Source organism: Granulicatella sp. 20925_1_45, assembly GCF_041433555.1.
Lineage (GTDB): Bacteria > Bacillota > Bacilli > Lactobacillales > Aerococcaceae > Granulicatella.
The window spans coordinates 1-25,654 of sequence record NZ_JAPWBR010000016.1 but is presented as its reverse complement, the minus strand read 5'-3'; the positions used below and the strand labels follow the sequence as shown (position 1 = coordinate 25,654).

20 protein-coding genes are annotated in these 25,654 nt (G+C 36.6%); 18 read left to right on the top strand and 2 right to left on the bottom strand.

Going from position 1 to position 25,654, the window contains the following annotated elements:
• Positions 1-29: 29 nt before the first annotated feature.
• The 8 genes from der to O3798_RS06200 all read left to right on the top strand — a co-directional run bounded on the left by der (position 30) and on the right by O3798_RS06200 (position 9,534).
• Positions 30-1,343: a ribosome biogenesis GTPase Der gene (der, locus tag O3798_RS06235; protein WP_371463957.1), complete on the top strand. Its 1,314-nt coding sequence runs from the start codon at positions 30-32 to the stop codon at positions 1,341-1,343.
• A gap of 163 nt (positions 1,344-1,506) precedes the next feature.
• Positions 1,507-1,785 (top strand): HU family DNA-binding protein, encoded by a 279-nt coding sequence (locus tag O3798_RS06230; RefSeq protein ID WP_005605703.1) that lies wholly within the window; start codon positions 1,507-1,509, stop codon positions 1,783-1,785.
• Between the two features lie 140 nt (positions 1,786-1,925).
• Positions 1,926-3,197: a tetratricopeptide repeat protein gene (locus O3798_RS06225; RefSeq protein ID WP_371463956.1), complete on the top strand. Its 1,272-nt coding sequence runs from the start codon at positions 1,926-1,928 to the stop codon at positions 3,195-3,197.
• Positions 3,198-3,207: 10 nt separating this feature from the next.
• On the top strand, positions 3,208-3,738 hold the full coding sequence (locus O3798_RS06220) for a YpiB family protein (RefSeq protein WP_371463955.1): 531 nt from the start codon (positions 3,208-3,210) through the stop codon (positions 3,736-3,738).
• Positions 3,731-4,963, top strand: a complete 1,233-nt coding sequence (locus tag O3798_RS06215) for a CCA tRNA nucleotidyltransferase (RefSeq protein WP_371463954.1) — start codon at positions 3,731-3,733, stop codon at positions 4,961-4,963. The genes O3798_RS06220 and O3798_RS06215 overlap by 8 nt, the downstream gene beginning before the upstream one ends.
• Positions 4,964-5,087: 124 nt before the next feature.
• Positions 5,088-5,561, top strand: coding sequence for a hypothetical protein (locus O3798_RS06210; RefSeq protein ID WP_371463953.1), 474 nt, complete (start codon positions 5,088-5,090; stop codon positions 5,559-5,561).
• Positions 5,562-5,697: 136 nt separating this feature from the next.
• Positions 5,698-7,116 (top strand): glycogen synthase GlgA, encoded by a 1,419-nt coding sequence (gene glgA, locus O3798_RS06205; RefSeq protein WP_371463952.1) that lies wholly within the window; start codon positions 5,698-5,700, stop codon positions 7,114-7,116.
• A 21-nt stretch (positions 7,117-7,137) separates the two neighbouring features.
• Positions 7,138-9,534, top strand: a complete 2,397-nt coding sequence (locus O3798_RS06200) for a glycogen/starch/alpha-glucan phosphorylase (protein ID WP_371463951.1) — start codon at positions 7,138-7,140, stop codon at positions 9,532-9,534.
• A 65-nt stretch (positions 9,535-9,599) separates the two neighbouring features.
• Here O3798_RS06200 and O3798_RS06195 read toward each other — a convergent pair whose 3' ends face one another.
• Positions 9,600-11,444: a glycoside hydrolase family 13 protein gene (locus tag O3798_RS06195; protein ID WP_285252104.1), complete on the bottom strand. Its 1,845-nt coding sequence runs from the start codon at positions 11,442-11,444 to the stop codon at positions 9,600-9,602.
• A 263-nt stretch (positions 11,445-11,707) separates the two neighbouring features.
• Between O3798_RS06195 and glgB the strand changes: the two genes are divergently transcribed.
• The 9 genes from glgB (at position 11,708) to nth (ending at position 23,126) form a co-directional block, all read left to right on the top strand.
• Positions 11,708-13,561: a 1,4-alpha-glucan branching protein GlgB gene (glgB, locus tag O3798_RS06190; RefSeq protein WP_285252103.1), complete on the top strand. Its 1,854-nt coding sequence runs from the start codon at positions 11,708-11,710 to the stop codon at positions 13,559-13,561.
• Between the two features lie 15 nt (positions 13,562-13,576).
• Entirely contained in the window at positions 13,577-14,749 is a 1,173-nt protein-coding gene (locus O3798_RS06185; protein ID WP_048709900.1) for a glucose-1-phosphate adenylyltransferase, read from the top strand.
• A gap of 1 nt (position 14,750) precedes the next feature.
• On the top strand, positions 14,751-15,863 hold the full coding sequence (gene glgD / locus O3798_RS06180; RefSeq protein ID WP_048709897.1) for a glucose-1-phosphate adenylyltransferase subunit GlgD: 1,113 nt from the start codon (positions 14,751-14,753) through the stop codon (positions 15,861-15,863).
• Positions 15,864-16,005: 142 nt separating this feature from the next.
• Positions 16,006-18,630 (top strand): exonuclease domain-containing protein, encoded by a 2,625-nt coding sequence (locus O3798_RS06175; protein ID WP_371463950.1) that lies wholly within the window; start codon positions 16,006-16,008, stop codon positions 18,628-18,630.
• 89 nt (positions 18,631-18,719) lie between these two features.
• On the top strand, positions 18,720-19,196 hold the full coding sequence (locus tag O3798_RS06170) for a DUF5590 domain-containing protein (RefSeq protein WP_048709893.1): 477 nt from the start codon (positions 18,720-18,722) through the stop codon (positions 19,194-19,196).
• A 13-nt stretch (positions 19,197-19,209) separates the two neighbouring features.
• Positions 19,210-20,397 (top strand): pyridoxal phosphate-dependent aminotransferase, encoded by a 1,188-nt coding sequence (locus tag O3798_RS06165; RefSeq protein ID WP_371463949.1) that lies wholly within the window; start codon positions 19,210-19,212, stop codon positions 20,395-20,397.
• Positions 20,398-20,427: 30 nt separating this feature from the next.
• Positions 20,428-21,729 (top strand): asparagine--tRNA ligase, encoded by a 1,302-nt coding sequence (gene asnS, locus O3798_RS06160; RefSeq protein ID WP_371463948.1) that lies wholly within the window; start codon positions 20,428-20,430, stop codon positions 21,727-21,729.
• A gap of 67 nt (positions 21,730-21,796) precedes the next feature.
• Positions 21,797-22,486 carry a DnaD domain-containing protein gene (locus O3798_RS06155; RefSeq protein ID WP_371463947.1) on the top strand — a complete coding sequence of 230 codons (690 nt, stop codon included), beginning with the start codon at positions 21,797-21,799 and terminating at the stop codon, positions 22,484-22,486.
• 1 nt (position 22,487) lies between these two features.
• Positions 22,488-23,126: an endonuclease III gene (nth, locus tag O3798_RS06150; RefSeq protein ID WP_371463946.1), complete on the top strand. Its 639-nt coding sequence runs from the start codon at positions 22,488-22,490 to the stop codon at positions 23,124-23,126.
• 38 nt (positions 23,127-23,164) lie between these two features.
• Here nth and O3798_RS06145 read toward each other — a convergent pair whose 3' ends face one another.
• Positions 23,165-23,986, bottom strand: coding sequence for a hypothetical protein (locus O3798_RS06145; RefSeq protein ID WP_371463945.1), 822 nt, complete (start codon positions 23,984-23,986; stop codon positions 23,165-23,167).
• Between the two features lie 310 nt (positions 23,987-24,296).
• On the opposite strand from O3798_RS06145, the gene O3798_RS06140 reads away from it, so the two are divergent.
• The coding region (locus O3798_RS06140; RefSeq protein ID WP_371463944.1) for an Ig-like domain-containing protein at positions 24,297-25,654 on the top strand (1,358 nt) is incomplete at its 3' end.

The window sequence follows — 25,654 nt, the reverse complement described above, 5'->3', positions numbered from 1 at the left end:
TGATAGAATTAGAGAAAAGGAGGAATAGTATGTCAACACCAGTTATTGCCGTTGTAGGAAGACCAAATGTCGGAAAATCTACAATTTTTAACCGTATTGTCGGAGAACGTATCTCTATCGTAGAAGATATTGCCGGAGTCACTCGTGACCGTATCTATTCTGAAGGTGAGTGGTTAGGTCACTCCTTTAATATTATTGATACAGGTGGAATTGATATTACGGATGAACCGTTTATGTCAAACATCCGTATGCAAGCAGAAATTGCGATGGAAGAAGCTGATGTCATTATCTTTCTAACAAGTGTAAAAGAGGGCGTAACAACGACTGATGAACACATTGCAAAATTACTCTATCGTACAAATAAGCCAGTTTTACTTGCTGTTAACAAAGTCGACAATCCTGAATTACGTTCAGAGATTTTTGATTTCTACTCATTAGGATTCGGTGAGCCATTCCCAATTTCTGGAAGTCATGGATTAGGGCTTGGAGATTTATTAGATGCAGCAGTAAAAGCCTTCCCGGAAGAGAATGATGACGAAGATGATAAAGATGTGATTAAGTTTAGTTTTATTGGTCGTCCAAACGTAGGAAAATCAAGCTTAGTAAATGCAATGCTTGGAGAAGAGCGTGTCATTGTATCTAATGTTGCTGGAACGACTCGTGATGCCATCGATACGACATTTGAAGACGAAGAAGGTACTATCTTCAAGATGATTGATACTGCCGGTATTCGTAAGAAAGGCCGTGTCTTTGAATCAACTGAAAAATATAGTGTCTTACGTGCCTTAAGAGCGATTGAGCGAAGCGACATTGTTTGTGTGGTCTTGAATGCCGAAGAGGGAATTCAAGAACAAGATAAGAAGATTGCGGGATATGCTCATGAAGCAGGTAAGGGTGTCGTTATTTTAGTGAATAAATGGGATACGCTTGAAAAAGATAATTCGACTTATAAAGAATTTGAAGATAAGATTCGTCAAGAATTCTTATACTTATCTTATGCTCCAATTATTTTTGTATCTGCGAAGACAAAACAACGTCTTACAAAAATTCCACCAATCTTAAAAGAGATTCATGAAGTTCGTTCACGTCGTATTTCATCTTCTGTATTGAATGATGTATTGATGGATGCTATTGCGATGAACCCAACACCAACGGATAAAGGGAATCGCTTGAAGATTTACTATATGACGCAAGTAGCGATTCAACCACCAACATTTGTCACATTTGTAAATGACGTTGAATTGATGCATTTCTCATATGAACGTTTCTTAGAAAACCGAATTCGCTCAGCATTTGGCTTCGAGGGAACACCAATTCATATGATTACGCGCCAAAGAAAGTAAAAAAATTCATATAACCCTTATAAAACAAGATATAAAACATTGAAACTATAGAGGTTGAATGGTATAATCTAGAGGAAATCAAAACTAATTTTCGATTTCCAGATAAGTTGGACCACTCAACGAACTCTGATAGAAATTCTTATTTGACGGAGGTGAAACTAAAATGGCTAACAAAGCAGAATTAGTAGATCGCGTTGCTAAAAAAACGCAATTAACAAAGAAAGATGTTTCAGCAACAGTTGAAGCGTTATTCGAAACAATTCAAGAAGCTTTAAAAGCAGGTGAAAAAGTTCAAGTTATCGGATTTGGTAACTTCGAAGTTCGCGAACGCGCTGCTCGTAAAGGACGTAACCCTCAAACAGGTAAAGAAATCAAAATCAAAGCTTCTAAAGTTCCAGCATTCAAAGCTGGTAAAGCTCTTAAAGATGCAGTTAAAAAATAATTCCAATGAATTATTTTTCATAGCATGAAGTTTTAATTGGTGTTATATTAGAGTTAACTCTATATAACACCTTCTTTTTTTGGTGTAAAACTTCAATAGTATACATATTTAAATGCAGTTTATCTGCTAAAGGAGACATTATGACACAAGTAATCGAAGCGATTGAACAAGCCTTACAAGAACAAGATATTGATAAAGTCTATGAACACTATCACCACTTTTTTGACAATTTCAACCCAGAAACAGACCTTCAAGAGATGGCAGATTTAGCCACTTATTCTGTATCAATTGGATTCTACGAAGAAGCAAAGCGTGCTCTGTTACGACTCACTGAAGTGGAACCAGATGAAGCGATTTGGACGATTTTATTAGCCGAAATCTTAGTAGCTGAAGGAGAAACAGATCAAGCGTTATCGATTCTGTATGATATTCCTGAAACAGACCCTGACTACCCAAGTGTGTTAGTAGTGCAATCAGAAGCTTACCGTGAAGAGGGAGACTTTGATTTAGCAGAGAAGAAACTCTTAAAAGCAAAAGACTTAGATCCAGATGAAGCGATTATTGATTTTTACCTTGGAACCTTATTATTTGAAGCGGGAAGTTTCGAACGTAGCGCATTTTTCTTGGAGCGTTTCTTAAAACAAAATCCAGAGGAGACTGGTGAAGAAGAACGTGCACAAGAATTGTACGTTGAAGCCACTTTAAGAATGGGTGATAAAGAGCCATTAGAGCAATTTATTGGCGAAGAAAGCATCGATGGCCTCTCAAGTGATTTATTGTTCCAGATGGCCTCATATGAGTCTATTGAGGGTAACTATGAGAAAGCTCTCGAGTATTACATGGAACTTCTAGAACGTGAACAAGAAAATAGTGAAGTGACACTGAATGTGATTCAATGTCTTTTAATCTTGAAACGTGACGAAGAAGCAAAAGATTATGCAAAGAAATGGATTGATTTTGATGAATTGAATGATGAAGCACATCGTATTCTTGGACAAATTGAAATCGCAACAAGAAATCCAAAAGTTGGATTACAAGAATTAAAAGAAGCGGTTGATATTAACAGCGATTCTTTACTTAATGTGACAAGTTATGTTGAGGCTTTAAACGATGAGGAAGAATATGAGGAAAGTATTGCATTCCTTGAAACCTTAGAAACAAAAGAAGATGCAGTGATTCTTTATCTATTTGCGAAAACTTATGAAGCAATGGAAGAGTACAACGAGGCCTTTACATACTATCAAAAAGCCTATGAAGCAGGGGAAAGTTCTGTTGAATTTTTAGAAGATTATATTCGCTTTATGATTGAAGAGGGACGTAAAGATTTAGCTGTACCAGCCTTACAAGAAGCATTGAAGGTAGATCCGTTTAATCCTGAATTTATCCGTTATACATTTATTTTTGAAGAGTAGGAGGGATACTTTGTTTAACCCAAGTTTAGAAACGAAAAAGAAATTTATTTCGTGGTTCATTTCAAATCATTCTTTGAAAAGAAGAGAGTCATTATGGATTCTGAACTACTTGTTAAACCATGAGTTATTGTTGAAACAAATTCATTTTGTGGAGCATGTAGAAGCTACTCCAAAAGGAATGTTATTTTCAACGATTAAACCCGCTCAAGAATCTTTTCTATTCTATAAAGAAGGAACAAAATTCGATAATCCAGAAGTGGCGTTTCACGATATGCGACTTCATTGGAAAGAAAATTGCTATGTGGAATTAGATTTTCCAAATGCATATAAGAGCATGGTTAGTTTTGCGGTATTGGAAAAAAATCCTTACTATTTCTCTGAAGTAGAAGAGATGGAAGTAGTCGATGAGGAATTAGATAGTATTCAAAAAGAAGTGCTGATTTCTCAATTAAAATCAGAAATCAATGACGCTCTTGAATCAATGGACTCTCAGCGTTTTATGGAACTAACGAATCGATTAAAGGAGTTAGAAGATGAGTGATTTTAAACGAAAAGTTGATATACAATCGGTACCGCTCTTCGTTAGTGCACTCCCTGTTCTTCAAACGTTAAAAGAAGCCGGACACGAAGCCGTTTTTGTGGGTGGGTCAGTTCGCGACTTAGTTCTTGGAAAAGAAATTTCGGATGTGGATATTGCAACGAGTGCAACTCCTGAAGAAGTGAAAAGTCTCTTTTCTCATACAGTAGATGTGGGAATCGAACACGGTACCGTTCTTGTACTTCATCATCATGATAGCTATGAGGTGACAACATTTCGTACGGAAGGGACGTATCAAGATTTTAGACATCCAGATTCTGTGACCTTTGTCAGAAGCCTGGAAGAAGACTTGATGCGCAGGGATTTTACAATTAATGCTCTTGCTGTTAACGACAGAGAAGAAATTGTTGATTATTTTAATGGGATTGAAGATTTAGACCATGGTATCATCCGCTGTGTTGGAAATCCTATGGAGCGCTTTAATGAAGATGCCTTGCGTATGATGCGTGCGGTCCGCTTTGCTGGGCAGTTAGGTTTTTCGATTGAATCTGAAACATTCAATGCGGTTCGTACTTTAAAAGCCAATCTCGAGCGAGTTGCTGTGGAACGTATGAAAGTTGAGTTTGAGAAAATGATACTGAGTCCACAACGCACCCTTGCCTTTAAAGCCTTTGTGGAAAGTGAGTTATATCAAGCTTGTCCAGATTTTAAAGAGGCTAAAGAAACGCTCTTAAAAGTGGGTGAGTTCCCGTTAGACAAACTTACGATTACTCAAGCTTGGATTTTATTTGCTTACTATGAACGATTAAGTATTCCTCAGTTAAGAAAAGTATTGAAAAACTGGAAATCATCGAATGACCAAATCTCTACTGTATTAACAGGTTATCAAACATTGCTCGCTCGTCTTGAAAAAGAATGGGATGCATTTCTTGCTTATGAGTGCCCAGAAGACTTAGCTGTTGAAGTAGAGCAGTTGTTGCCAGGAATTGGTCGAGCAGAGGAACTAGAAAAGCTGAAGGCTGTGTATCAACAATTACCGATTCGTTCGATGAAAGACATTCAAATTGATGGGTTTGGAGTTAAAGAAGCGCTTGGCTTAGAGAAGATGGGCCCTATTATTGGTGAAGTCTTACAAGCCCTTCAAACAGAGATTTTATCTGGTAGATTAGCCAATGAAAATACAGAGATAGTTTCATGGATTAGAAACAATTTCAATGAAAGTAAATAAAGTTTCATTGAAATGAAAAACAATTTATTGAAAGCCGTTTTATTAAATATAATTCTTGAATGAAAGGCGTTTCAATGGTATTATCATTTTGTAAGCAATAATTTATTTTAAGGAGTGACCCTATATGAAAAAGGTTATGTCAGGTTTACGATTTGTATTTAGAAATGGAGAAACATGGACGATTAATCGTCGTTTGATTGGTGACTTATGGATTAAAAAAGTTACTACATCATTTGGTCGTATTAACGGTGGAGAATTCCAAGAAATTCACCCATGTGAATCATTACGTATCGAGATCTTACCTGAAGCAGACCACGTTATGTCAGAAGACATTAACTTAGGTGGTTTAGAATTAGGAATGTTCGAACGCGTTAAAAAATACAGCGATATCGAATTAATGGATATTTTATATGTTGATGGAAATCATCCAAAATCAGATGTAATTGTTGAGAAAGATCGTGTTTATTTCCCATACAGCCCAGTAGATGAAGATGGAAATGACAACAAATACCAAAGTTCAGCAATTGGTTCTCACGGTAACTTATTCATCGTGATTGACCCAGAAAAATCTGTGGAAGATATCTATCCAGAAATTTAATTGCTCATTGAACCTAGGACATTTGTCCTAGGTTTTTTCTATAGTTTTACATTATTTAATTTATTATATAAGAAGTCTAGTTCTTTTCATGATTTCCAGGTATAATTAACATATCACAAGTTAAAGGAGAAAGTGTATGAAAGTTTGTTTTATTGCAGCTGAAGCAGCTCCCTTTGTTAAAGTAGGAGGGTTAGGAGACGTTATTGGTTCTCTTCCAAAATCCCTTCGTGAATTAGGCGTAGATGCACGTGTTATTTTACCTTTGTATTCTAGTATTGACCGCGAACGTTTTGGTCTAAAATACAAAGCATATCAATTTGTGGATTTAGGATGGAGACATTCTTATTGTGGAATTTTCGAGACAGAAGTGGACGGAGTTCCTTGTTATTTTGTCGATAATGAGCAATATTTCAATCGGGATAGTATTTATGGACAAATTGATGATGGTGAACGTTTTGCTTTCTTCTCAAAAGCAGCACTTGAAATTTTACCAGCACTAGATTTCAAGCCGGATGTTGTGAATGTGAATGACTGGCATACAGCACTGTCTGTTATTTATTTAGATGTATTAAAGAGTCGTGAAGCAGAATTTTATAAAGATATGAAGAGTGTTCTTTCAATTCATAATATTGAATTCCAAGGTAAATTCAATCCTTATGAAATGGGAAATCTATTTGGTTTAGAGAATAAGTACTTTGATGCGCTGATTTATAACGGAGACTTAAACTTGCTAAAAGGTGCGATTCAATTAGCGGACCGCGTCAATACAGTCAGTGAAACATATGCGCGTGAAATCTTGGACCCTTATTTTTCATATGGACTTGATAAGATTTTAAATGTTGAGCAAGGAAAATTAAGAGGAATCTTAAACGGAATTGATGTGGATAAATTTAATCCAAAAACAGATCCTATGATTCCAATGAACTACGATCTAAAGACATTCGAAGATAAAGTTCAAAATAAATTAGCGTTCCAAAAAGAGATGGACTTAGAAGTGAATGCTGATATTCCATTAATCGGAATGGTGACACGACTTACTCATCAAAAGGGAATTGATTTAATTTTACAAGCAAGCGAAGATATTCTCAGAACGGGTGCACAATTAGTCATTCTAGGGACTGGAGATGCTCATTATGAGAGCGCACTTCGTTCATTAGAACATTATAGACATGATCGTGTACGAAGCATTTTACTATTCTCTAATGAGATGTCTGCTAAAATTTATGCAGCAAGTGATTTATTCCTTATGCCATCTAAGACAGAGCCTTGTGGATTGTCACAACTCATCTCAATGCGTTATGGAACAGTTCCTGTGGTTCACCGTGTTGGTGGTCTGCGCGATACAGTTATTCCATTTACAGGCGTTGAAGGAAATGGATTTACATTTGAAAGTTTCCAAGCTGGCGATATGATGGATGCCATTTACCGTGCTGTAACATGCTTCTACCAATCACCTGATGAATGGAAACAAATTATCAAAAACAATTTACAAAAAGATGTTAGCTGGGAACAATCCGCTAAGAAATATTTAGATTTGTACCATGAAGTGGTATGAAAATAAGAAGGAGGGCCTTAAATGGTCGAAAAAAGTTTAACAAGTCGTGTAGAAACTTCATTAAAGAATCAATTTGGTGTAACTATCTCAAATGCAAGTAAGAGACAAGTATACGAAGCGATGATGAGATCGGTTCGTGATATTTTAATGGAAAAGAAATTCAGCTATGAACAAACATTAAAACAAACTCGTCAAAAACGTGCGTACTATATGTCAATGGAATTCCTAGTAGGACGTACACTTCGCAATAACTTATTCAATTTAGGAATTGAAAAAGAAGCCAAAGATTTTTTAAGTGAACATGATTTTTCACTAGATGAAATTTATAATATGGAACCAGATCCAGGTTTAGGAAATGGTGGTTTAGGTCGTCTAGCGGCTTGTTACTTAGATGCTTTAACAAGTAATGAATATCCAGTAACAGGATTCTCAATTCTTTACGAATACGGTATTTTTAAACAAGTCATTACTAATGGATGGCAACAAGAATTCCCAGATCAATGGTTAGACCTTGGTAAATATGGGTTAGTGTATCGTAATGATGAAGAAGTAGAAGTGCGATTTGGTGGAGAATTAGAGCAAGTCATGACAGATACTGGCTTAAAAGTGAACCACAAAAACTATACTTCGATTCAAGCGGAACCATATGATTTATTAATTTCTGGTTATGATGCTTCAGCAGTGAACACACTCCGTTTGTGGGAAGCAAAAGCAAAAACTGGTTTCAATATGAAACTATTTGAACGTGGTGAATATTCTAAATCATCAGAAGCAGAAGCCATTGCGTCTTCTATTTCTAAGTTGTTATATCCAGCTGATGTTACTAACGAAGGTAAAGAGTTGCGTATCAAACAACAATACTTCTTCATTAGCGCTTCATTACAACAATTAGTGAAGAATCATTACCGTGAATTTGGTACATTAGAAAACTTCTCAGAACATGTAGCGCTTCATATTAATGATACACACCCTGCGATGGGCGTTGCGGAGTTAATGCGTTTATTAGTGGATGAGTATGGATACGGATGGGATAAAGCGTGGGAAATCACGACGAAGACATTTGCGTATACAAACCATACGATCATGGCAGAAGCATTGGAAAAATGGCCAGTATCCTTATTCCAACCAATTCTTCCACGTATTTACTCAATTATTGAGGAAATTAATAGACGTTTCTGCTTATGGGTAATGGAACAAGGAAAACAATATACATTACGTGATACAGCGATTATTTATGACGACATGATTAAGATGGCAAATCTTTCTATCGTGGGTAGTCATTATGTAAACGGGGTATCAAAACTGCATAGTGATATTCTTGTTCGTGATACTTTCAAAGCATTTAACGAATTATATCCTGGAAAATTTGGGAATGTGACAAATGGGATTGCACACCGCCGTTGGTTAGGTCAAGCAAATCCAGAACTTGCTACGTACTTAGAAAAATTAATCGGAGATGACTTCATTAAAGACCTCTCTGGTATTTCTAAATTGAATGCATACAAAGATGATGAGAAAGTACTAAAAGACTTACAAGCGATTAAATTAACTAAGAAAGAGCAATTAGCAGATTACATTAAGGAAACTCTTGCGATTTCGGTAAATCCTCATTCAATCTTTGACGTACAAGTGAAGAGATTACATGAATACAAACGTCAATTATTAAATGCGTTACACATTGTATATCTTTATCATGAAATTAAATACAATGGATTGCGTCCAACTCCACGTACATTTATTTTTGCTGCGAAAGCTTCTTCAGGATACCAAATGGCGAAAAATATTATTAAATTCATTCACTCAATTTCTCAAATGATTGAAAGTGATGAATTAGTACGTGAATATATTAAAGTAGTATTCATTCCGGACTACAAAGTGACATTAGCTGAAATTATCTTGCCAGCTGCTGATGTGAGTGAACAAATCTCTCAAGCAGGTAAAGAGGCGAGTGGTACTGGTAACATGAAGCTGATGTTAAATGGAGCAATTACTCTGGGTACAATGGACGGAGCTAACGTTGAAATCTACGAGGCTGTTGGAGAAGACAATATTGTTATTTTCGGTTTAGAAACAGAAGAAGTAGAGGCGTTATATGCTAAGGGGTACAAACCTTGGGAATACTATAATAATTCACCTAAGATTAAGACCGTTCTTGATTTCATCCGTACAATGACGGTTGGTGGTATGAACTTCAACTTCATCGTGGATTACTTATTAACTCAAGATCACTATATGTGTCTTGCAGACTTTGACAGCTATGTTGAAGCACAAGAGCGCATTGAAAAAGCATATAACGATTCATCTAAATGGATGAAGATGAGCCTTGCGAATATCGCAAATGCTGGAATCTTCTCAGCTGACCGTTCAGTAGAAGAGTATGCAAAAGACATTTGGCACATCAAACCTGTTCAAGGTTAAACCAATAAAAAAAGAGATTCTCACAAGTGGGGCACGCCTCACTGTGAGAATCTTTTTTTTGTGGATTAAATTTCATATGCTGCAAAGCCAAATGCAGGAACAAGAAGTCCATTTGGATGGTTTCTTATTTGGTGACTTGCAAAAATTTGTTTTCCATGAAGACCTTCAATGTATTCCGTATGTTCATTCATATTCACGGCACAAAGGAGAGAGCCACGTTGGTACACAAGGCATGCATTGTTTTCGTAAATGACATGGAAATCTCCCTTGAAGTCTTCTTTGTTTTCTGTTCTAAAAGCTGTTAATGCTTTATAATGCTCGAAGATTTCTTCGTTGATTTTTTTCTTGCTGAATGTCTTACGGTTATACGGATCGCGGAATCCTTGCATCCCAATTTCATCTCCGTAATAAATCGAAGGAACACCTGGTAGAGTAAATTGAATGAAACTTGCGATTTTTAGTTTTTGAATCGCATCTTCAAGTTCAGTTCCAGTTAATTCAAGTGTTGGGCGGTCATGAAGTGGAACAGCTTCCGTATCACCAAAGCCAATTTTTGTAATAATACGTTCCGTATCGTGACTATCTAGTAAGTTCATTAGAACGTCTAGAGCAGGTTTTGGATAATGATCAATGATTTCTTCAATGGCATAGCGTAAAGCATGTGAGTTCTTTGTTTGAACAAAATTGATAATCGCATCTTTCCAAGGATAGTTCATCACGCTGTCCAGTTGTTTTCCTAAGAAATAACGGCGACGATGGTCATAAGCAAATTTCGTAGTCGCATCTTCCCAAACTTCACCAATAATGAGGGCATTTGGGTCTGTTTGTTTAACAGTTACTCGTAATGCGTCTAAGAACTCGTCAGGAAATTCATCCGCAACGTCTAAACGCCAGCCACCAATCCCAAGATGTTGCCAGAAGGGTAAGACACCGGTTTTTGGATCGTTGATAAATTTCATATAGGAAGGTTCCAATTTATTCACCGTTGGAAGGTTTGTAAAGCCCCACCAAGAGTGGTACGTATCTGGAAACTCCATAAAGCTAAACCATGGGTAGTATGGCGACTCTGTTGAGTTATAGGCACCTACGCTATCGTAATGACCTTGTTTGTTGAAATAAATACTGTCATCACCAGTGTGACTAAATACACCGTCTAGAATAATTTCGATTCCATTTTTTCTGAATTTCGCACATAGTTTTTTAAAGTCTTCATTCGTTCCTAAATATGGATCCACATTGAAATAATCCGCAGTGGAGTAGCGGTGGTTATCTGGACTTTCCATAATTGGATTTAAATAAATACAGTTTACATTTAAGACTTTGAAGTGTTCGAGTTCTTCTTCGATTCCCTTTAAATTCCCAAGATAGAAATCCTGGGCTTTGTAATTTTCATGTGTGATACTTGATTGAGGCAATTCGTCCCACTCATCATGACGGTAACGAATCTCTTCATTGGCTGTTTTTTTCGCTTTATATTTCTCGCTTCTCTTAAAACGGTCTGGGAAGATTTGATACATAATTCCACCCTTAAACCATTCAGGAGTCGTGAATTGTTCTTCATAAACCGTTAATTGCCAGCTATTAATCTCATGATAGTTTAGAACAGGAACTGCATGGAATTCATGGTTGCTAAGGAAGTAAGTACCGATTTCAGAACGAACTTCAAAATAGTAGAAATATAGTCCTGAATGTAACGGTGAAATTTCAAATGAGAATAAAGTCGCATCTGCTTCAATCGTAGAACGACTTGGATGATAGATGCTTGTTGTTTGCGTTAAATCTTCTTTAAGTACTAATTGGATAGAAGAGAGGTGAGTCTCTTTCGTAACTTTAACTTGTATAAAAATAGTTTGGTTATCCGTTACTGCTCCTGAAGGATACTTATTTTTTAGTGAGTGATAGAAAATCATAATAGGCCCCTTTTTTTGTCAATCTATGTTCATTGTAATATAAAGTAGTGAAAAGTGATACCAAAACGGGTTTCATGAAAAGTACAGAGAATTAAACAAAAATTTTTAAGAAAATTCATGAAACCCACTGTGAAAATTTAAGAAATATGTTATAATTTAAACAAGAGAAATGTATCAATATCAACCTTCTCTAATTTTTTATCCCAACTATGAAAACGCTTATTTTATTTTTGTGAGCGAATGCGTAAAGGAGTGATGGCTTAGTGCAACAACTAGCAGAATATTTATTTCATGAAGGAAGGAATTTCCATAGTTATGATTTCCTTGGTAGCTTCTTAGGTGACAACGAATGTACATTCCGCGTATGGGCTCCAAACGCAAAAGAAGTCTATGTAACGGGGGATTTCTGTGAATGGAGACCAACCGATTATAAGATGGAGCGTATTAATCAAAATGGGATTTATGAAATCACAATTCCAAATGTAAAAGAGTACGATGCTTATAAATATGTGATTGTTCCGCATCATGGAGATTGGTTATGGAAAGCAGATCCATATGCACGCCATGCGGAAACAAGACCCAAAACAGCGTCTAAAGTATACGATTTTCCTGAATTCCAATGGTCTGACGAAAAGTGGATGAAACAAAGAACCGTCCCTTTTCAACTACCGTTAAACATTTATGAAGTTGAACTTGGTTCCTTCAAGAAGAAGGAGAATGGCGATCCCTATTCTTATCGTGAATTAGTAGATATATTAATTCCTTATGTGAAAGAGATGAACTACACGCATATTGAATTATTGCCAATTACGGAATACCCATATGATAAGTCGTGGGGCTACCAAGTGACAGGATTCTTTGCAGCGACTTCAAGATTTGGAACTCCAGAAGACTTTATGTATTTTGTGGATGAATGTCACAGGGCAGGTATCGGAATTATCTTAGACTGGGTACCTGGTCATTTTACAAAAGACGCTTTTGGGTTATATGAATTTGATGGAACACCTTGCTATGAATACGGTGACCCTCGTATCCAAGAACATAAAGGATGGGGAACGAGAGCATTTGATTACGGCAAGACAGAAGTGGTTTCATTCTTGTATTCAAGTGCAGTATTTTGGCTTGAAAAATTCCACATCGATGGACTTCGCGTGGATGCTGTAAGTTCAATGTTGTTCTATAACTATTGCAGAAGTGAAGATGAATCAGCTCGTAATATTTACGGAGGATTTGAAAATCTAGAAGCGATTCGATTTATTCAATCTCTGAATGATTATGTACGTAATGAATATCCAGGTGTCATGATGATTGCTGAAGAGTCTACTGCTTTCGCTGGGGTTACCAAACCAGTAGAAGAAGGAGGACTTGGATTCCACTTCAAATGGAATATGGGTTGGATGAATGACTCTCTAGATTACTTAGAGAAAGATCCTCTATTTAGAGGTGGCATCCATAATCAATTTACGTTCTCGATGATGTACGCCTTCTCGGAAAACTATATTTTACCGATTTCTCATGATGAAGTCGTTCACGGAAAGAAATCGTTACTAGATAAAGCGTCTGTTTCTTATGAAGATAAGTTTTCTAATTATCGAGCTTTCATGGGTTATATGATGGCTCACCCTGGTAAGAAATTAAACTTCATGGGAAATGAAATTCCACAAATGATTGAGTGGAATGAAGAGCGTGAATTGGATTGGTTCTTACTCAAATATCCTATTCATGATGCGACTCATCGCTATGTGAAAGATTTAAACGCCTTCTACAAGAAGCATTCAGAACTGTGGCAACTTGACGGAGGCTGGACAGGATTTAGATGGCATGAGGTGGAAGATGTTTGGAATAACTGCTTCGTCTTCTCAAGAATGAATTCTAAAGGAGATTCAGTCATTGTTATCTCAAACTTCTCAGGGAACCACATTAAGAATTACGAAATTGGCGTTTCAAAATGGGGAAGCTATAAAGTTGCTCTCAACTCTGACGCTAAAAAGTATAACGGATCTGGAGTGGTGAATCGTGGACTTCATACAGTTACGAAACCACATAAAGGGTTTGATTATACACTCGCGGTGAATGTACCACCGTTTTCTACACTGTATATCATTAACAATCAATAATCGGAGGTTGGACGTATGGCAAGAAAGCAAGAAATCGTAGCAATGCTACTCGCAGGCGGACAAGGAACTCGCTTGCAAGTACTAACAAAGGATATGGCGAAACCAGCTGTTCCTTTTGGCGGGAAGTATCGTATCATCGATTTTCCTCTCTCAAATTGCGCAAATTCAGGGATTTCTACTGTTGGGGTGTTAACTCAGTTTATGCCTCTTGAGTTGAACTCTTACATGGGGAATGGGAACCCTTGGGACTTAGACCGTGTAGACGGAGGGTTAACAATTCTTCCTCCATATACAGCTGGGAAAACAGGGGAATGGTATAAAGGGACTGCCAATGCTATTTATCAAAATATTAAGTATATCGAGCAGTATGATCCAGAGTACGTATTAATCTTATCTGGGGACCACATTTATAAAATGAACTACAACAAGATGCTTGAATTCCATAAAGAGAAAAAAGCAGACTTGACGGTTGCTCATATTAATGTCCCACTAGAAGAAGCAAGTCGTTTCGGTATTTTAAATACGGATGATGATTTACGCATCGTAGAATTCTTGGAAAAACCTGAACATCCGGTTTCAACAAAAGCGTCGATGGGGATTTACATCTTTAACTGGAAAGTACTTAAAGAGTATTTAATTCGTGATGAAGAAAATCCAGAAAGTGAAAAAGACTTCGGTAAAAACATTATTCCAATGTTACTTGAAGAAGACCGTCGTATTTACGCTTTCCCATTTGCAGGATATTGGAAAGACGTAGGTACTATCGAAAGTCTATGGGAAGCAAACATGGACTTAATCAAACGAAAAGAAGACTTTAATATTTCTGATAAAACTTGGAAGATTTACTATCGCCACGAAGGCAGACTTCCTCAATATATCGGAGAGAGCGCCGAAGTGACTGAATCAATGATTTCAGATGGAACAATTGTACTAGGAAAAGTCCATGAATCAATTGTATCGTCTGGAGTATCGATTGCTCAAAATTCTAAAGTCCTTGGAAGTATCATCATGCAGAATGCGGTCATTGAAGAGGGCGCAACAGTTGTGAACTCAATTATTGCAGAAGGCACGGTTGTAAAAAGCGGTGTGACTGTAGGCCATGAAGAAATTGAACTTGGTAAAGATATGATTACCGTTATCGGCAATTTCGAAGTGGTAGAAGAAGATACGAAAGTTGGAGGAAATTAATATGATCAAAGCGTTTTGTGTATTGTTTGCAGATAATTATAGAAATGACGACCTTCAAGGGTTAGTCAGAAATCGTACGGCAGCCGCTTTACCAGTAATTTCTCGTTATCGTATGGTGGACTTTATGCTATCTTCTCTTGTACATGCAGATATCGATAATATTGCATTATTAACGAATCATAATTACAAGTCTTTACTGGATCATGTCGCTTCAGGGAAAGATTGGGATTTAAACCGTAAACACCGTGGTTTGAAGATTATTACTCCGATGTCAAACTACTTATCAACACGTATCCCGCAAAATAAAATTGAAGCGTTAGCCAATACAATGGTGTATACGCAAGATTTAGATGAAGAGTTTGTAATTTTAGCTGATACAAACATTATCGGGAAAATTGATTTCAAAGAAATGTTCCAATATCACTTAGATACTGGTTCTGATATCACTGTTGCGTATACGTACCGCAAACCAACAGTAGGGGAATCACAAATTATCTTTGATGAAAATCATAAAGTGTATGAGTCGCTTTATCACTTCGACGGATCTGATCATGAATGTGCAACACAAGTGAAAATCTACATTTTAACAAAAGAATTATTCAATGGCATTGTTAAAAAAGGGTTAACACTTGGTTGGGAAGATATCTTACGTGACTATATCGCTAAGAACCTTGAAACATTACGTGTATTTGCATACCAAATTAAAGGATACTTGAAGGTCGTTAATACGATTAAAGATTACTATGACTTAAATATGGATATGCTTGATTTTGAAAATCTTCATGATGTATTCCTTTCTGGTACTCAAGTGATTACGCGTGTTAAAGATACGGTCCCTACAGGCTATGGTAAGAAAGCTGTAGTGAAGAATTCGATTCTCGGAGACGGTTCGAAGATTCGTGGTACGGTTGAAAATAGTATTATCTTCCGTGATGTTGTCGTAGAAGAAGGTGCGGTTGTTCGTAACAGTATTATTCTTTCAAATACCGTGATTAAATCAGGTGCTCATATAGAGTATGTGATTGCTGATAAAGATGTTACGGTAAAACAACATACTGTTTTAACAGGTACGGAAGAAGTACAAGTCGTGATTGATAAAGGTAAAACCGTTTAATCAACTTTAAAAATGATAAAAAACAGCTTGGGCATTGCTCAAGCTTCTTTTTTTGCCTTAAAACTTTTCTACTGTTTGCAACAAGAGGAATAAGTTAGTAAACTAATTAAGTAGGAATTCTTTAGAAAGGAGCGTTCGGATAATGAGAAAATATGCGGTCATTGATTTGGAAACGACAGGACCAAAATACGAATCGGGGGACCGAATTTTCCAATTTGGTTGTACATTAATCGATGGCGATGAAGTGATTGAGTATGTCTCACTGAATATAAATCCTGAAAAAAGTATTCCATTCGAAATCCAATTATTAACAGGAGTCACAAATGCGGATGTGGCAACGGCTCCTTATTTTGATGAAGTTGCAATGACGATTTTTAATCTGTTAGAAGACCGAACGCTCGTCGCGCATAATGTTGGGTTTGACGGACCTTTTATTATGTCTGCTTTAAAAGATGCACTGGGTCTAGAATTGGAAGTGCCACTCATCGATACGGTGCAACTGGCTCAAATTTGTTATCCAACAGCACTCAGTTATCGTCTTAGTGATTTAACAGAGACGCTAGAGATTCGTCATACTCAAGTACATACGGCAGGCAGTGATGCTCGAGCAACAGCTGAACTATTCTTAAAAATGAAGACTAAGTTTCGAGAGTTGTCGACGATTACGTTGAAACAGCTAACCGAATTCTCTGGAGAATTACTAGGGGATACGGGTACGATTTTTGAGGAAATTTTAGAAGAAAAAGGAAAAGAAGAAAGAGAAGCTTTTCCTTTAGAACAAGGTTTCGTCATTTCACCTCTAACCGTAAAAGAGGTAGAACTAAAGTCTTCTAAACGAAAAACGAATGCACTTGAAGCTTATCAGAAATTAGTAGATTCTGGATTCTTAGAAGATAAGGCAAGTCAGCGTGAGATGATAACCACCATAGAATCGTTGATTGAAACTGACGAACCTTTGCATTTTATTGAAGCCAGCCCTGGTTCAGGGAAAACATACGCTTATTTACTGGCAGCATTTGAAAAAGCGAGTAAGAGAAAACCAATCTGGATAGTCACTTCGAACTTACTATTGCAACAACAACTGATGGAGGATAGTGTCGCTCCAATTATTACAGAGTTAAAGATTAAGACACCTGTAATTTCTATAAAAGGGCAAAGACACTATATTGATTTAACAGCCTTCAAGCGTGCAATTCACAAGTATCAAGAGGAGAGAAGTGCAAGAAACAGCCTTTCTATTATGGGGTTACTCGTGTGGATTACAAAGACGCAAACAGGTGATTTATCGGAGTGTAATCAAGCACTTCATCAAGTAACGTTATGGAAAGAAATATCGGTAAAAGATGCAAATGAGGAAGGAAGTCTGTATTGGGACAAGGCAGTAGCTTCAGTTCAACAAAGTCCAATTGTGGTTACTAATCATGCATTCCTTATTCAGTACGCTTCATTGATTGCTCATCGTGTAAAACCTGTTGTACTGATTGATGAAGTGCAGCAGTTTGAGCATGCCTTAGAGCAATATGGCACGACTACCGTTAACTTTTCTCATTTATTTGAGTTGCAACAATTATGGTCTGATCATCACTTAAATGTGATGTTTCATTTTTCAAAAGAAGAGGAACATCTCTCTCGTAAGATGAATCGTAAGTTATTAGAAATTTGTGATTTATATGAAACTTGGTTTGAAGAGTTGAAGAGTGGACAACAACTGTCATCTTCTTTTGTATTTACATCCAGTGAGTGGAAGGAGTCAATCCACTGTGAAATGGTGAATGCCATGCAAAAGGCACTGTCTGGCGTAATGAATTTACTGCAAGCCAATGCGGATAAGACCACTTTATTTGAAGAAAGTAGTTATTTATTAAAAGAACTAATGGAGTCTATTTCTCAATTTCAAATGGAGGCCAACGATTATTTTGTCATCGAAGAAAAAGAACAGTACGGTCAAAATACTCTAGAATTATTAAGAGTTAAGCCAGTTATTCAGGTCTTTCATCAGTTTAGAGAGAAGATGAGACAAATAATTGGAATTTCAGCAACGATTCCAACGTTTACACCGTTATTCCATGAGTTAGAGGCAAAAGAGAAGTTGACGGTGATCGAGACAAAAGCAGCAACTGCCGACCATCAAATATTTATCCCTAATGATTTGGTGGCCGTAAATTCTTCCTCGAGTCAACAGTATCATGCACAAATTGCAGACTGTATCGAAAAAATTTATGAGCGAAAGGGCGGAAGAATGCTTGTCTTGATGCATTCTGTTGAAGCGCTCTTAGCAGTAGAGAGTCTGTTAGAAGACTTTTGCCGTGCTCATCAAATTGAACTTTTGGCTCAAAAAGGACCTCAAATGGGTCGAAGAATCCAACGTCGTTTCCAAGAAAGAAATGATGCGATTTTACTGGGTGTCTATAGCTTCTGGGAAGGATTTGATAGTGGCGGCCAATCCATCGATTCACTCGTAATCACCAAATTGCCATTCCCAAATCCAGTGTCAACGGCTCAACAAATTATTCAACTAGAGATGAAAGAGCAAGAGCGTTCTTATTTTGCCCATTACGCGATGAAGATGATGCTTCTTCTACTGTATCAAGGGCTAGGACGTTTTAGTAGACCGCATCAAAAGAGTGCCGAAATTTGGTTGTTAGATGTTCGGGCAACGATTAGTAAATATGCGATGAAAGTAAAAAGTGTTTTCCCGGAAAACGCTTCGGTTATAGAGAAACCATTTAAGAAGTGTTTAAACGTTGGGAAGAATAAAAATATGTAGGGCATCGTCTTATATGTATGGTGGTATTTTTGCTTTAAATAGCGTATAATACCATTATCTATGAAAATTAGAGTAGAGGAGAGAAATTGATGAAACGCAGAACAATGTTTATTCTTTTACTCACTTTATTTCTATTATTTTTAGCTGCTGCAAGTATCTTTTTAGTAAGTGTGGATCCAAAGATTAAAAAACGTAACGAAGCACTTACGATGATGGCACCAACCGTAGAATTTTCAAAAGTAACGAAGTTTTACTTGTACAATACGGATGCGTCTTATTACACTGTTATGGGTGAAGATAAAGACGGGAATGCCATCTATGCGATTATTCCTGAAGAAGGTGGAGATGTTACAATTCTTCAGCAATCAGCAGTGGTCAATGAGCAAGAAGCTCGTTCTATTACATTACAAGATAAACCAGATGTTGAAGTGCTTGAAGCAAGACTTGGCCTTTTAAACGGGGAACCTGTATGGGAAGTCAATTATCGTATGAGTAATCAACGTATTGGTTATTACTATATTTCAGCGAAAAATGGTAAATGGATTAAAGATATTGAGAATATATAGAAATTGGTGATTTATGGTAAAAATTTCAGATAGAGTATCGAAAATTTTGCCTTCAGGAACTCTAGCGATGACACAAAAAGCTAGAGAACTAAAAGCTCAGGGAAGAAAGATTATTAGTTTATCGATTGGTGAACCTGGTTTTAATACTCCTGAAGTAATTACAGAGGCAGCCATTGATGCTTTAAGAAAACACGAAACCGATCATTATACACCAGCTTTGGGATTAGATAAGTTAAGACAGGCGATTTGTGATTTTCATAAACGTAAAGATGGAATTGATTTGCAAAAGGAGCAAGTTGCGACTTTTGCGGGTGCTAAATTTGCGCTATATTCAGTCTTTATGACATTGGTAGATCCAGGAGACGAGGTTTTAATTCAAATTCCTTACTGGGTGAGTTATGCCGAACAAATTCAATTAGCGGATGGCGTTCCGGTGTATATTGAAACTAGAGAAAAAAATTCGTTTAAACTAACTGTGGATTTACTAAACGAATATGTAACAGATAAGACAAAACTCTTGGTACTCAATGCGCCTTCGAATCCTTCAGGGCTCTTGTATACAAAAGAAGAGTTACTAGCGATTGGAAATTGGGCATTAGAACATAATGTGTTTGTCGTATCAGATGAAATCTATTACGAGTTAGTCTATGATGCGCCTTCCATCAGTATGGCAAGTTTATCCCAAGAGATTTTTAATAACACATTAGTCATAAATGGATTATCAAAATCAGTTGCGATGACTGGATGGAGACTTGGATATGTATTCGGTCCCAAACGAATTATTAGAGCTTTAAATGACTTAACGAGTCACACAACAAGTAACCCTGCGGCGGTTGTACAATATGCAGCGATTCGAGCTTTCGACGAAGATGTTGAAGTCGCAAAAAAAGAAATGCGTGACGAGTTTCAAAGAAGAATCGACGTATTTCATGAATTACTAAACGATATTCAAGGAATTAAGTGTGAGAAGCCTAAAGGAGCGTTCTACTTATTCGCGAATGTTAAAGTAGCCATGCATATCGTAGGCGTTGCTTCTTCAGAAGAGTTTGCCCTAAAACTACTCGAAGAAGCAGGGGTCGCAACAGTATCCGGAGAGAACTTTGGATGCAACGGTTTCCTAAGACTTAGCTGTGCTAATAGCGAAGAGGAATTAAGAGAAGCCGCTAATCGAATTAAGGAATTTATTGAATCATATAAGTAAAGGAAGAGTGATATTTTGAAAACTATAACAATGAATCAAGCAAAAGATTACGTTGGACAAACCGTTACGATTGGCGCTTGGGTAACTAACAAACGTTCTAGCGGTAAAATCGCGTTCTTACAATTACGTGATGGAAAAGCTTATTTCCAAGGAATTGTAGTAAAAGCGGACGTAAGTGAAGAAACTTTTGAATTAGCAAAAGGATTAACTCAAGAAAGTTCTGTATTTGTAACAGGTGTTGTTCAAGAAGATACTCGTTCTAAATTAGGCTATGAGTTATTAGTAAAAGATATCGAATTAATTGGGGAGAGTCATGAATATCCAATCACTCCAAAAGAGCATGGTACTGACTTCTTAATGGACCACCGTCATTTATGGTTACGTTCAACAAAACAACATGCCATTATGGAAATTCGTAATGCGATTATTTATGCATCATACGAGTTCTTTGATAAAAATGGATTCATTAAATTCGATAGCCCAATTCTTTCTGGGAATGCGGCTGAAGATTCAACTGAATTATTCGAAACAGATTACTTCGGAGATCCAGCGTACTTAACACAATCTGGTCAATTATACTTAGAAGCAGGAGCAATGGCATTCGGTCGCGTATTCGACTTCGGCCCTGTATTCCGTGCAGAAAAATCTAAAACTCGTCGTCACTTAACAGAGTTCTGGATGATGGATGCTGAGTATTTATACTTAACACATGACGAGTCATTAGACTTACAAGAAGCTTATGTGAAAGCTTTAATTCAAGGCGTTTTAGACCGTGCACCTCATGCATTAGAAACTCTAGAACGTGACACTGAATTATTGAAGAAATACATTAGCGAACCGTTCAAACGTATCACATACGATGAAGCGATTGACTTATTACAAGCGCACGAAAACGATGAAGATACTGATTACGAACACTTAGAACACGGTGATGACTTTGGTTCACCACACGAAACTTGGATTTCAAACTACTTTGGAGTGCCAACATTTGTGATCAACTATCCAACTGAAATTAAAGCTTTCTACATGAAACCAGTTCCTGGAAACGAAAGTCGTGTACTATGTGCTGACTTACTTGCTCCAGAAGGATATGGTGAAGTTATCGGAGGAAGTGAACGTGAAACGGACTACGATAAATTATTAGAAAGAATTAAATCAAACGGATTAAATCCAGATGATTATGCATTCTACTTAGATTTACGTAAATACGGTTCTGTTCCTCACTCAGGATTCGGTCTAGGTTTAGAACGTATGGTAACCTTTGTGGCTGGTACGAAACATATTCGTGAAGCTATTCCATTCCCACGTTTATTAAACCGTATTTACCCATAATAAAAAGAATAAGAAAGAGCCGCTGACCTATGTCGTTGGCTCTTTTTTAAAAGAGGGAGGTCAAAAAATGGCATTAACATTCCAAGAACATTGGATTTATAGTGGCAGTACGTCTGTTCCGAATGCACTACTTCAAAATTACCGAAAATTGCAATTGACTGCAGATGAATGCTTATTAATTGCATGGTTAATGCAGCGACATCCGGAAGAGTCATTTGTTATTGATGTAAGAGCAACTTGTATACAGTTTGGTATAGATGAAAGACAATTGTTTAGCATCATTCAACATTTAATGGATCGACAAGTGCTCGAGATTAAACAACGAGAAGCAAAAGATGGGAAGAAAGTGGATTACTATAGCTTTAAACCGCTTCTTCGTCAATTAGAAGTGTTATTTAAGCAAAGTTCCTTTAGTGTAGAAAAAATGTCTCAGAAAGACGTGAATGTACTGGCTTTAATCGAGCAAGAGTTTAACCGTCAGTTAAGTGGATTTGAAATTGAAATGATTTCTGGTTGGATTCATAAGGATAAATATCCACAGGAATTAATCGTTGCTGCTTTAAAAGAGGCCATCTTAAATCAAGCGCATAATGTAAAATATATTGACCGTATTTTACTAGCCTGGAAAAACAAAGGAATTAAATCTGCGCAACAATTAGCTGCGTCTGAAACTCGCACAAAGAATGCGCAAGTGGAAGTAAAACCTAATGAAACTGCCAACCAATCAGTTCCATTAGTGAATTGGGTGAAGAGATAAGATGTTATCAAAAGCAAAAACATTACAAGCAGTTCTAGAAATGCAAAAGATGTTTCCAGATGCGCATTGCGAATTGGATCATAAAACGCCTTTTCAATTACTGATTGCAACTATTTTAAGTGCGCAAGCAACCGACAAAGGTGTGAATAAAGTCACTCCAAAATTGTTTGCAATTTATCCAAATGCGCATGCCTTGGCGAATAGTGAAGAAGAAGTAGTGATAGAGTGTATTCAATCCTTAGGACTTTATAGAAATAAAGCGAAGAATATTCGACTGTGTGCTCAACAACTGGTTGAACGATTTAATGGAGAAGTTCCACGAACAAGAGAAGAGTTGGTGCAATTAGCAGGAGTTGGGCGAAAGACAGCGAATGTTGTGTTAAGCGTCGCGTTTGGATTGCCTGCATTTGCAGTAGATACGCACGTAGAACGAATTTCTAAACGACTTCAAATGGTGAAACAATCTGCATCTGTTCTAGAAGTAGAAGAGACACTTTGCAAGAAGTTACCTAAAGATCTATGGGGGAAAGCTCATCACTGGATGATCTTTTTTGGAAGATATCATTGCATTGCTAGAAAGCCAAAATGTGCAAGTTGTCCTTTATTGGATATTTGTGCTTATGGTAAAAAAGAAGTATAAACAAAAATGGTTGGACATTTGTCCAACCATTTTTTGATTTAAATTGTAATTAAGAATCCGTATAAAACAGACATTACGACTAAATACCAATGAAGATAAGTGATTAATCGATTCACTGTGTACTGTTTTCTAAAGTGGATTTGGTAAAGAATCGGAATTAATAATGATAATGAGAATAAAATAATTCCCAAAATATTTAAATGATTCAAATACCATAAGTAATAAACGACTGTTCCCACAAGCCATGACAGACTGAGAAATACATTAAAGATGGCCGCTGCAGGTCCGAAATGTCTTTTTCCTTCTTTTCTTTCTGTGAGTTTCGTCTTGATATGAGAAACATACAGTCCAAATAAAACGTATTGGAAGAGTTGAGCGCTAATAGCAGAAGTTACATTACCACTAAGTACATATACTGTAACAAAATTTGCGATATAGTATTTAGCAATCCCATTTAACAGTGAGTGATAAATGTAAGAAACTTCATTTACCTTCACTTCAAACAGATTCGTATGATTAAATAACACAATGGCAAAGAGTAGTAGAACCACTCTAATAGCGACTGTTTGGTAGAAATAGAAGAGAATTGCAAAGAGAATAATATTCGTTAATGCAATGACTGGCCATTTCTTCTTTTCAGGATGTAGCGCTAGTTTGCGATATGAATTTTCTTGTAAATATATAGTTACAAAAAATAAAAATAATACGACAAAATGCAATAATTGAAATTGCTGTTGTCTTAATGCAAGAATCAATCCGATAAAGCAATAACCAAGTGGAGCTAGGATAAAGCTCAACCACGGAGTAGTTGCTTGGTGAAGAATGCTTTCGATTGATATCGTCTGCGATTCATTATTCATAATAATACCTCATTCTTAAGTATAGCTTAATGATAGGTAATAATAGTGTTCTTGTCAAGGTAGGGAGATGTTTAGGGGGGATGAAAGGCTGAAAATGATTGTGTATTTTTTATTTAGTTTAAATTTAGCACAGTACTAAAACGCTTTAAAATTCAATGATTCTGAGTGCTTTAGGAAAAATTCTTTGAAAAAAAGATGAAAAAAACGCGGTAAATTTCACCTTTAAGGTATTCTTTAAGAACTAAATGTGATAAAATGAACACGAGAGGTAATTTTTACCATCAATTTTATAAGAAAAGAGGAAAGCACGATGAACAAAAACGGGAAAAAATTGGGGATTTTTTCGTTCTTACTATTTTTATTAACTGCACTTTTTACATTAGCTTCTCATAATGCATCTGCTGAAGAAACTAAACCTGCAGTTTCAGTAACTGGTAAATTTGCCGATACCATTACAATTGTTAATGTTTCAAATAACGAAGGTGGAGATCTAAATTGGGATTTAGAGCAATGGGCTACCTTCCGTATTAATGCAACGTATGATTTAGCAGGTAAAAATGTTAAAGCAGGTGACCAAACAACGGTTACTGTGCCAGAAGCATTAATTATCACATCTAGTAGTTTTGAGATTCGCGATATTAATACAAATGAAATTATCGCTCACGCTACTGTAGATGCTGAAAACAAAAAATTAACTTTAACTTATACAGACTATGTTGAAAAACATTCTGATACAAATGGTTCGTTTTTCTTCTATGCACGTATTGACTTTAAGAAACATCCACAACAAGGTGAAATTCCTGTTGTTGTGACAGTCAATGCTGTAACAAAAGTTGCTGGTAAAGTAACCTTTAAAGGAATTGGAGATGGAAACCCAAGAACTTTAACAAAGACAAGCTGGGTAAATAATACTGACTATAAGACAGTTTCATATACAATTTCTGTGAACCGTAACCGTCAAAATATTAAAGAAGTAACATTAGAAGATCATTTGAAATTTACAAATGCTAGCTATGTGAAAGATAGTATTAAGGTGATTAAAGGTAAATTTGCATTTGTAGATGGTGAATGGCAATTTTCAAATCGTGTTGATGTGACTGATCAACATAAAGTTACAGTTGCAGAAGATGGACAATCTTTTGTCATTGACTTAGGAGATATTACAGAAGAGGATCAATACCGTATTTCTTATGACGTTCATTTAAACTACCAACCAGTAGATGGAGAATTATTAAAGAATGACGCTACATTAAAAGGAAAAGGTGTCGTTATTAAAGAAATAACCAATGCTTCTGCAGTTCAAGTTGCTGGTGGTGCCGGTGTTGGTTATGTATTTACAATCAACGTTCATAAAGTGGATGACGCTAACCAACCAATTAAAGGTGCTAAATTTAAAGTAGTACGTGAAGCGAACAACCAAGTAATCGGTGAATACGAAACTGATGAAAATGGTAATATTACTGTTAATGCATTATTAAAAGATAAATATATCTTGACAGAAACAGAAGCTCCTGCAGGATTCGTTATTAAAGACGCTGATACTGTCGTTAACGTTGAAGACTTCGGAACAGATCACGCTGTAACTAAAACAATTGTGAATCCAAAAGAAGAGACAACAACGACTACAACAACTACAACAACGACTACTACAACGTCAACAACAACAAC